The following is a 5,641-nucleotide window of genomic DNA, read 5'->3' as shown; positions in this document are numbered from 1 at the left end:
ATGATCCGCAGGAACACCCACGTGCCGAAGAGGGCGAAGGCCGCGGCGACGCCCATCTTCCCCATCAGCGCCATCCCGGGCCACAGCACCATCGTCACGAGCATGCCGAGTGTGGCGAACTCGCTCACGCCGGTCGTGCCCGGCTCGACAAACCGGTTGCGCACGAGCATCTGCATGATGAGTCCCGCGATGGCGAGCGACGCCCCCACGAGCAGCAGCGCGAGCGTGCGCGGGATGCGGCTCACGATCAGCAGGAACGCGGCGCGCCCCTCCGTCCCGCCCGTCGCGAGCGCGAGCGGCGAGACGTCCGAGACGCCGATGAAGAGGCTGGCGACCGACAGGACGATCAGGGCCGCGCCGATCAGCGCCCCCACCCAGGCCCGCCGGGGGCGGGCCTGGGTGGGGACGCTCGTCGCGGTCGCGAGCGCTGTCACGCGCTCGTCGAGATCTCGATCGGCATGGCCTCGATCTCCACGTCGTCGACTTACCGGCCGGCGATCTGCAGGACGTCGTCGATCATGCGCTGGGTCGTGTCGATCCCGCCGAACACGATGTACCAGGCGGTCGGGTCGAGGTAGAGGATGTGGTCCTCCTTCGCCGCGGTGGTCTGGTTGACGATCTCGTTGTCCAGGACGACCTCGGCGGCCTGCGCTCCCTCGGTTGCGACGGCGGCATCACGGTCGACGACCCACAGCCACTCGGGGTCGTGCTCGAGCAGGAACTCGAACGAGATCGGCTCGCCGTGCGTGGCGGCCTCGACGTCCTCGACGACCGGCTCGACGCCGAACACGTCGTAGATCAGTCCGCCGCGGGCACCGCGCGTGTCCCCATCGCCCTTCGAGGGCGCGAGCGCGCTGAGCTCGCCGCCGGACACCATGATCCCGAGTCCGGAGCCGCCCGCCTCGGCGACGGCGGCCTTCGCCTCGTCGATGCCGGCCGTGAGCTCCTCGAGCGCGGCGGCCGCCTCGTCCTGTGCACCGAGCACCTCACCCAGGAACGTGGTGTTCGCCTCGAGCGTCGCGAGGAAGCCGTCGCGCATGGACAGGTCGATCGTGGGGGCCATCTCGTTGAGGTCCTCCCACAGGGCGGCCGAGCGGCCGCCGACGATGATCAGGTCGGGCTGCTGCGCCTCGACCTCGATCAGGTCGGCCTCGAACAGCGTGCCGGCGTTGAACGCGTCGTCCGCGAGGTGGTCCTCGAGGTAGTCGGGCACCGACTCGAGGGGCGCACCGGCGACCTCGCCGCCCAGCGCGCCGATGGAGTCGAGCGCGGCCATGTCGAACACGACGATCTTCTGCGGGTCGACGGGCACCTCGACCGTGGTCTCCTCGTAGACCGGATCGGCGCCCTCTTCGGTCGCCGTGTTGCGGTCCCACGTGTAGCTGATCGTCTCGGACCCGCCGTTCGCGGCCCCGCCCGCGGCATCGCCCTCTGCGGACGCCGACGCGCACGCGGAGAGCGCGAGCGCGGAGGCGGCGATGAGCCCGAGGGCGGCGATCGTTCGTGGCTTGTCTCGATGAAGCCCTGACATGGACATGCTCCTATCCAGAGCGCGGTATCAGCCGCGGTCTTTCGGTGAAGGGGATCGGCGGGAGACGCCGCCGCAAGCCGGCCGCGTCGAAGTTAGGTAACCCTCACCCCGCCGCAGGGTAGGTTAACCTAACTTCCATGACCCATGCGACCGCGATCCCGGCATTCACCCTCGAGCGGGAGCCCCTCGAACTGAAGTTCCGCTTCGCGACGCTGACGTCCCGGGAGTGGCTCACCCCGACCTACGTTCGCGTCCGCGTCGAGGGTGCCGACCTCGTCGGCTTCGGCTCGCGCGGCCACGACGACCACATCCGGATCTTCCTTCCCGAGCCGGGCGCGCCCGCCCCGACCACGGTCGAGGAGATGCGCGCGGCGCCGAGCCGCGAGTTCACGCCCCTGTCCTGGGGCGACGACGGTCGGATCGGATGGCTCGACCTCGAGTTCGCGATCCACGGCGCCGAGGGCGTGGCGGGCGTGTGGGCGGCGACGGCTCCCCTCGGCGCGCTGATGGGCGTGGGTGGTCCCCGCGGCTCGCTCCGGATCCACGGCGCCCCCGCGGCCTGGCTGCTCGCCGGTGACGAGACCGCGATCCCGCAGATCCGCCGCTACGCCGCCGCGATCGCGGACGGGGCGCCCGCCACGATCCTGATCGAGGTCACGGACGCCGACCACGAGGTGCCGATCGACGCGCCTGCGGTCGAGTACGTCCACCGCGGGGGCGCTCCGGCGGGCTCCGCGCTCGCGGCGCGCCTCGACGCGCTGACCGCGCAGGACCGCCCGGACGGCGACGTCTTCGGCTTCATCGCGGCCGAGCAGGGCATCGTCAAGACCGGCCGCGCGCTGCTCGTCGAGCGCTGGGGCATCGAGCCCGAGCGGATCATCGTGAAGGGCTACTGGAAGCGCGGCGAGTCCGAGTACCACGCGCCCCACGGCCCCGGCGCGCGCTGAGCCGTCCCGTCGGCCGGCCGCACGGAGTAGCGTCGCTCCATGACCAAGCCTCGAGCCGTGACGCTTCTCGTGATCTCGATCGCGGCGTGGGCAGCAGGCGTGGCGGTGTATCTCTTCGCGGACTCGTGGTGGCGGCTACCCGGCCTGCTCGCGATGACGGTGTGTATTCCGCTGGCGACCGTGGCGGGACGCGCACTGCGGAAGGACCAGGACTAGGTGCCGTCAAGCCCCAGACACCGGATCGCCTCCGGACGCACAATGGCGGCATGACCACCAAGAACTCCGTGAAGAACTACGCCACCGTCAAGGCCGCGGCGGCGACGACCGCAACGGCCAAGGCCGCCGGGAAGACCGTCGGCCTCGCCGGGAAGGCCGCGCTCTCGCTCGTCGGCCTCGTGCAGATCGGGCTCGCGCTCGCGGCATTCTCCGACCTGTGGGCGCGCCCCGCCAAGCAGGTCCGCCTGACCAAGCCCGCGTGGATCCCGATCATCCTGATCAACTGGGTCGGACCGCTCGCCTACTTCGTCGGCGGCGTCAAGCGCTGACGGCCCGGCTCTGCCGTTCGATCGGTCCGTGTAAGGCTAGAGGGATGCGCATCGCTGTCACCGGGTCCTCCGGAAAGCTCGGATCTGTCGTCGCGCGCGAGCTGCGCGCCGCGGGACACCACGTCATCGGGATCGACCGCGTCGGCGAGCGCTCCCCCGACTTCGTCCGCGTCGACCTCACCGACTACGGCCAGGTCGTCGACGCGCTCACCGCCGTGGGCGACACGCACGACGGCCTTGATGCGCTCGTGCACCTCGCCGCCATCCCGGCGCCGGGGCTCGCGCCGGATGTCGCGACGTTCCACAACAACATGGCGACCACGTTCAACGTGTTCTGGGCCGCGACGCGGCTCGGGATCGACCGGATCGTCTACGCGTCGAGCGAGACCGTGCTGGGCCTGCCGTTCGACGTGCCGCCGCCGTACGTGCCCGTCGACGAGGAGTACCCGGCCCGCCCGGAGTCGGTGTACTCGCTCGTGAAGCACCTCGAGGAGCAGCTGGCGATCGAGCTCGTGCGCTGGCACCCCACCCTCTCGATCACGGCCCTGCGGTTCTCGAACGTGATGTGGCCGGAGGACTACGCGGCGTTCCCGTACGACGGCGACCCGCATGAGCGCAAGTGGAACCTGTGGGGATACATCGACGCGCGCGACGGCGCCCACGCGGTCGAGCGCGCGCTCGAGGTCGCACCCGCTGGCTTCGACCGGTTCATCATCGCCGCCGCCGACACCGTGACCACCCGCCCCAACGCCGAACTGCTCGCCGAGGTCTTCCCGGACGTCCCGATCCGCAGCGAGGACGCGATCGGCGAGCACACGACGCTGCTGTCGATCGACAAGGCCCGGCGCCTGCTCGGATACGACCCGACCCACAGCTGGCGCGACGGACGCTGAGAGAAGGACGACCCATGAGCCTGTTCCGCACGAAGTCGATCGAGCAGAGCATCGCCGACACGAAGGAACCCGAGCACGCGCTCAAGAAGAACCTCGGCGTGTTCGACCTGATCCTGTTCGGGATCGGAGTATGCATCGGCGCGGGCATCTTCGTCCTGACGGGCCACGCGGCCGCGACCAACGCGGGCCCGGCCATTGCGCTGTCATTCCTGATCGCGGGCGCCGCGTGCGCGCTCGCGGCCCTGTGCTACGCCGAGTTCGCGTCCACGGTGCCGGTCGCCGGCAGCGCCTACACCTTCACGTACGCGACACTCGGCGAACTGCTCGCGTGGATCATCGGCTGGGACCTGATCCTCGAATTCACGGTCGGCGCGGCCGCGCTCGCGACGTCGTTCAGCCAGTACCTCGGGGTCGTGCTGGAGGGCACGTGGTTCGAGATCCCCGCCGCGATCGCGACGGCCGAGGGCGGCTTCGTCAACCTGCCGGCGGGCCTGCTCATCCTGGGGCTGACGGCCGTGACCGTGGGCGGCATCAAGCTGTCGAGCCGCCTCAACCAGATCATCACGGGCCTCAAGGTGCTGGTCGTGCTGGCGGTCGTCGTGGTCGGCTCCTTCTTCGTGAAGGTCGCGAACTGGGTGCCGTTCGTGCCGCCGGCCGAGGCACCGGCGGGAGGCGGCGCTGCCGACGTGTTCCACCTGCCGATCGTGCAGGGCATCTTCGGCCTCGAGCCGAGCGTGTTCGGCGTCGGCGGCGTCTTCGCCGCGGCGGCGATGGTGTTCTTCGCATTCATCGGCTTCGACGTCGTGGCGACCACGGCCGAGGAGACGCGCAACCCGCAGCGCGATCTTCCCCGCGGCATCATCGGCGCCCTCGCGATCGTGACCGTGCTGTACATGGCGGTCTCGCTCGTCATCACGGGCATGCAGAACTACCGCGACATCGACCCCGAGGACGGCGCCCCGCTCGCGACGGCGTTCGACGCCGTGGGCCTGCCGGTCATGGGCAACCTGATCGCGATCGGCGCGTGCATCGGGCTGATCGTCGTGTCGATGATCCTGCTGATGGGACAGACGCGCGTGGCGTTCGCGATGTCGCGCGACGGCCTCCTGCCCGTGAGTCTGTCCAAGACCCACCCGCGCTTCCGCACGCCGTACCGGATCACGATCATCACCGGCATCGTCGTGGCGATCCTGGCGGCGTTCGTCCCGCTGTCGACGCTCGCGGAACTGGTCAACATCGGCACGCTCGCGGCGTTCGTCCTGGTGTCGATCGGCGTGATCGTGCTGCGCCGCACGCGCCCCGACCTGCCGCGCGCCTTCCGGGTGCCGTGGGTGCCGGTGCTGCCGATCCTGTCGGCCGTGATCTGCTTCTACCTGATGCTGAACCTCACGCTCGACACGTGGATCCGGTTCCTCGTCTGGCTGGCGATCGGTGTCGTCGTGTACTTCCTCTACTCGCGGCGCCACAGCCGGCTGGGTGCGTCCGAGCGCGAATCCGTCGGCGCGCGCCGCTGACTTCGCCGCGCGGGCACGAGGGCCTTGCCCTGCGCGCGGCGGGCCGGGGAGACTGAGGCCGTCACCCGCCGCCCGTGCAGTCAGGAGTCCGCAGTGCCCGTGCTCAACCCCTACCTGACCTTCCGCGACACCGCGCGCGAAGCCATGGAGTTCTATCACTCGGTGTTCGGCGGTGAGCTCGAGATCGAGACGTTCGGCGAGAGCGACATCG

General features: G+C 70.3%; 7 protein-coding genes. 5 read left to right on the top strand and 2 right to left on the bottom strand.

Annotated elements, in window-relative coordinates:
* Both RIF89_RS10325 and RIF89_RS10320 read right to left on the bottom strand, forming a co-directional pair.
* Positions 1–434, bottom strand: a 434-nt coding sequence (locus tag RIF89_RS10325) for an iron chelate uptake ABC transporter family permease subunit (protein ID WP_309069027.1), incomplete at its 3' end; no start/stop codon positions are given.
* 50 nt (positions 435–484) lie between these two features.
* Positions 485–1,531 carry an ABC transporter substrate-binding protein gene (locus RIF89_RS10320; protein WP_309069026.1) on the bottom strand — a complete coding sequence of 349 codons (1,047 nt, stop codon included), beginning with the start codon at positions 1,529–1,531 and terminating at the stop codon, positions 485–487.
* A 137-nt stretch (positions 1,532–1,668) separates the two neighbouring features.
* Between RIF89_RS10320 and RIF89_RS10315 the strand changes: the two genes are divergently transcribed.
* From RIF89_RS10315 to RIF89_RS10295, 5 genes are read left to right on the top strand one after another with little or no spacing between them, the layout of a single operon-like run.
* Positions 1,669–2,478 (top strand): siderophore-interacting protein, encoded by an 810-nt coding sequence (locus tag RIF89_RS10315; RefSeq protein WP_309069025.1) that lies wholly within the window; start codon positions 1,669–1,671, stop codon positions 2,476–2,478.
* A 39-nt stretch (positions 2,479–2,517) separates the two neighbouring features.
* Positions 2,518–2,694: a hypothetical protein gene (locus tag RIF89_RS10310; RefSeq protein ID WP_309069024.1), complete on the top strand. Its 177-nt coding sequence runs from the start codon at positions 2,518–2,520 to the stop codon at positions 2,692–2,694.
* 50 nt (positions 2,695–2,744) lie between these two features.
* On the top strand, positions 2,745–3,023 hold the full coding sequence (locus RIF89_RS10305; RefSeq protein WP_309069023.1) for a hypothetical protein: 279 nt from the start codon (positions 2,745–2,747) through the stop codon (positions 3,021–3,023).
* Between the two features lie 44 nt (positions 3,024–3,067).
* Positions 3,068–3,916: an NAD(P)-dependent oxidoreductase gene (locus RIF89_RS10300; protein WP_309069022.1), complete on the top strand. Its 849-nt coding sequence runs from the start codon at positions 3,068–3,070 to the stop codon at positions 3,914–3,916.
* 14 nt (positions 3,917–3,930) lie between these two features.
* Positions 3,931–5,430, top strand: a complete 1,500-nt coding sequence (locus RIF89_RS10295; protein ID WP_309069021.1) for an amino acid permease — start codon at positions 3,931–3,933, stop codon at positions 5,428–5,430.
* The last annotated feature ends 211 nt before the right edge of the window (positions 5,431–5,641 follow it).

The sequence above is a fragment of the Microbacterium sp. genome, from assembly GCF_031178525.1.
Classification (GTDB): domain Bacteria; phylum Actinomycetota; class Actinomycetes; order Actinomycetales; family Microbacteriaceae; genus Microbacterium.
The sequence above is the reverse complement of the archived record's forward strand: the minus strand, read 5'-3'. Positions and strand labels throughout refer to the sequence as shown.